The sequence below is a fragment of the uncultured Maribacter sp. genome, from assembly GCF_947500405.1.
Classification (GTDB): Bacteria; Bacteroidota; Bacteroidia; order Flavobacteriales; family Flavobacteriaceae; genus Maribacter_B.
Genome location: NZ_CANMRY010000024.1, coordinates 1 through 3,425 on the forward strand (window position 1 = coordinate 1; position 3,425 = coordinate 3,425).

Sequence of the window (3,425 nt, forward strand, 5' to 3'; positions counted from 1 at the left end):
TAATTAGAATTCCAACTCCTACGATTGAAACTATTCCGATTAAAATGTATGTCAGCATTGGTTTTGTCATATTGTGGCTAACGGTCTCGGCTATGAGTAGTTGCGTGGGTTAGTGATTAACTTTACAAGTACACACCAAGTTGGAAATTCCGCAGGAATTTCCAAAGTAGGCGAGAACAAGCAATTACTTATAGCCATTGTTGTGCACAGTAATTTATTCAATTATTATTTCCATTTGGTCTTTTTCCACTTGCCAAGCTGTAGTTACTCCAATTTGTCCTTTTGCATCTTTTGGGTCAATTTTTATTTCTGATAACGTAAAGCTCTTAATAAATTCAGAGTCTGAATCATCTAGCTTGTGGTAAAATCTATTACTCATTAAAATTCCATTTACTATACAATTCTTTTCAAGTCGAGCAGCAAAATTAATTTTGTCACCAATAAAAGTGACTTCAAAATCTTCCTTTCCAATGTTTAAAGCATATATTGGTCCAGACGCCATTCCGACTCTTGTTCCTGTTGCTATTTCTTGGTCAAGCTTCTTTTGAAAATCTCCAAATAAGTTTTCTCCCATTAAAATCAATTCAGCGCAAAATTGAGTTGCCTTTTTATAATTTACTTTATCTTTTTCTGGATAATTGAAAATAGCTAAAACGGCATCTCCAATAAATTTGTCAAGTACTCCTCCATATTTAAATACAAGTTCTCTAGCGTTTGTATAATATTTACTCATCAACTCGTTTAATTCTTCAGGGTCAGAAGCTGAAACAAGGGTTGAAAAATTCTTTATATCTGTTAGTATTATAATCGCATCATTATATTTATCTCCAAAGTTTAGGAATTCAGAAATCTTTTTAGAATCATTATCTAATTTAGAAATTGTTTTGTCAGAAAACTGTCTCCTTAATCCAAACCTTACATCTGATTTGTCAATTTTACCTTGATTAACGTTTTTTATATTTTGTTTTAAATTCTCTGCGAGTTTATCGTAACCTAAATCAGAGCCTATATGGCTTTTGTTATATAAATCATATTTTGAGGTTAATGCAGCTACTTGTAGATTTAATAATGAATTTCTAATATCATCTGTAAGTTCTAAATCGAGATTTTGATTCAGTAAATATTCGTTAATGCCTAACCAATGAACTTCTGTGTTAGAATCTTTAAAAACATTTTGAAATGCTTTTAACTGTTTAGGTTCTGGTTTTTCTGGTGTAATAAGATAGAATTCACTAATATCTTTATAATTGGAAATCACATTTTCGATATTGTGAATGGTTTTAAGGGTTATGTTTTGACCTTTAACCTCAATAGCAATTTTTTTATCGTCCTCACCTTTAATTAGAAAATCAAATTTTGCTCTATCTGAAGGTGTAGTTATAACTTTCTTTTTAAGTAAGTCAAATAATGACGATAATACTCCTTCTATTAAATATGATTCTATCATTCTGTTAGTGTTCTCTTATTGTGCACAACGTGTTTGTATATGGTTTGTTGCGTGTTTAAGCACCTAATTTAGCAAATAAAAACCGAATAGAAAATCCGCGAGGATTTTCGTAAGTAGGCTAGAACTAGCAATAAATTATATACGGTGTTGTAGCCAGTTATTTAATTCCAAATTTCATTCGATTCTGTTAAAATGACAGGATTTTTATCAGTTACAAGTATTGTTTGTTCGTGTTGGGTTACATATCCACCTTTGTTTCCGACTAAAGTCCAACCGTCATTCAGTTCTACTGCAACAGTTGAATTTGTTGAAATAAAAGTTTCTATTGCAACTGTTGTATTTTTTTTGAATCGCTCTCTGTTACTTTTAACTCTGTAGTTTAAAATATTTTCGGGTTCTTCGTGTAAACTTCTACCAACTCCGTGACCAGCTAAATTTTTAATTACTTTAAATCCCGACTTTTTTGCTTCAGTTTCTATTAAATATCCAATTTCAGAAATTTTCACTCCGCCTTTTATATTGTTTATAGCTTTACGTAAAATGTTTTTAGAAGCATCTACAAGAGGTTGATGATTATGAATGTCTTTTCCGAGAACAAATGAGCCACCATTATCAGACCAAAATCCATTAAGTTCCGCAGAAACATCAATATTAATTAAATCTCCTTCTTTCAATATTTTTTTATTTGATGGTATTCCGTGTGCTGTTTCTTTATTTACACTTATACAAGAATAACCAGGAAATCCATAAGTTTCATAAGGTGCAGATTTAGCACCATAACTCTTTAAAATTTCACCTCCATATTCATCTAATTCTTTAGTCGACATTCCAACTTTAGCATATTCCCTCATTAGTTTTAGTGTAGTTCCAACAACTTCACTAATTTTTTTCATTCCGATTAATTCAGATTCTTTTGTTATTGACATTTCGTTTTTTTTAATTGGCTACAACGTGTTTGTATATGGTTTGTTGCGTGTTTCAAGCAACTAATTTAGTAAATAATTACCGACCAAGAAAGTCCGCGAGGACTTTCGCAAGTAGGCAAAAAGCCAGCAATAAATTATATACGGTGTTGCCAGTAGTTTTATATATTCCGACCTCCAATTTCAAAAATATCATAAGTAGAAAATTCTCCATTTTCCATTTCAGGAACTTTTTTAAAATTCACAATTCCTGCTTTTCTTTCGACATTGTTGCGAATATTTTCAAATAATTCCAATAACTCATCTTCTGTAAATTCAACATTTGCAACAAGTTCTTTTCCATAATTGGAATATCCATTTGAACCAGGATGAAAACTAATTATTAGTGTTGGTTTATGTCCGTAATTTTTAAGAATTTCTTCTTTTGTCCAATGAAGTTTTTCAGCCATTTTATTTCTTGAAAATTCCTCAATAACTCCTAATTGAACTTTTAAATTTTTTAATTGAGTTTCATCATTTTCGGTTTTTTCTGCTTTTTGAAGTAATTCGTCATACATAGATTTGAATACATCGTAAAGCGTATATACTTGAGAATGTTCTAAATTGTTTATATCTATCATTTTAGTTTATTTATTTTTAGAAGTTCCTTTAATCAAATATGCTCCAGCAATTGCCATTAATCCAAAATAGAAAGGAATTGATGAAGAGTATCCTCCACCACCTGTGTCATATCCGTAAGAACCAGTCCATTCACTACTTAAATTACTCATTTCTGGAATATCTCCTATATTTTTTACAAATAAATTTAGTAGAAATAGTATTACACTTAAAATCGGTGGAATTAGTAAAATGATTCCAATTATTTTTTCGAAATTCGGTTTTTTCTCGTTCGTTTTTTCAGTTTCTTCCATTTTTATTTTAGTTAGTTTTTATTTTAGTTAGTTTTTATTCAGGTTTGAGTGAGTGCGTAATTACTGGCAACGTTCTCGGCTATGATTTCGGACTGGGAAAGTATACGCTAACCAGTCAGCCAGAGATAAATTTTTAAAATTAAT

At 30.5% G+C, this 3,425-nt stretch carries 4 protein-coding genes; all 4 read right to left on the reverse strand.

Features of this window, described 5'->3' with window-relative positions; all coding sequences use genetic code 11:
• Positions 1-214: 214 nt before the first annotated feature.
• The 4 genes from Q0945_RS15680 to Q0945_RS15695 all read right to left on the reverse strand — a co-directional run bounded on the left by Q0945_RS15680 (position 215) and on the right by Q0945_RS15695 (position 3,281).
• Positions 215-1,447 carry an adenylate/guanylate cyclase domain-containing protein gene (locus tag Q0945_RS15680; protein WP_299436506.1) on the reverse strand — a complete coding sequence of 411 codons (1,233 nt, stop codon included), beginning with the start codon at positions 1,445-1,447 and terminating at the stop codon, positions 215-217.
• A 161-nt stretch (positions 1,448-1,608) separates the two neighbouring features.
• Positions 1,609-2,373, reverse strand: a complete 765-nt coding sequence (gene map, locus Q0945_RS15685) for a type I methionyl aminopeptidase (RefSeq protein WP_299436509.1) — start codon at positions 2,371-2,373, stop codon at positions 1,609-1,611.
• A 158-nt stretch (positions 2,374-2,531) separates the two neighbouring features.
• Positions 2,532-2,990 (reverse strand): hypothetical protein, encoded by a 459-nt coding sequence (locus Q0945_RS15690; protein WP_299436512.1) that lies wholly within the window; start codon positions 2,988-2,990, stop codon positions 2,532-2,534.
• A 6-nt stretch (positions 2,991-2,996) separates the two neighbouring features.
• Entirely contained in the window at positions 2,997-3,281 is a 285-nt protein-coding gene (locus Q0945_RS15695) for a hypothetical protein (RefSeq protein WP_299436515.1), read from the reverse strand.
• Positions 3,282-3,425 lie beyond the last annotated feature (144 nt).

Coding starts and splice junctions, on each gene's coding strand:
- Q0945_RS15680 (WP_299436506.1), bottom strand. CDS start 1,447: ATGATAGAATCATATTTAATAGAAGGAGTATTATCGTCATTATTTGAC.
- map (WP_299436509.1), bottom strand. CDS start 2,373: ATGTCAATAACAAAAGAATCTGAATTAATCGGAATGAAAAAAATTAGT.
- Q0945_RS15690 (WP_299436512.1), bottom strand. CDS start 2,990: ATGATAGATATAAACAATTTAGAACATTCTCAAGTATATACGCTTTAC.
- Q0945_RS15695 (WP_299436515.1), bottom strand. CDS start 3,281: ATGGAAGAAACTGAAAAAACGAACGAGAAAAAACCGAATTTCGAAAAA.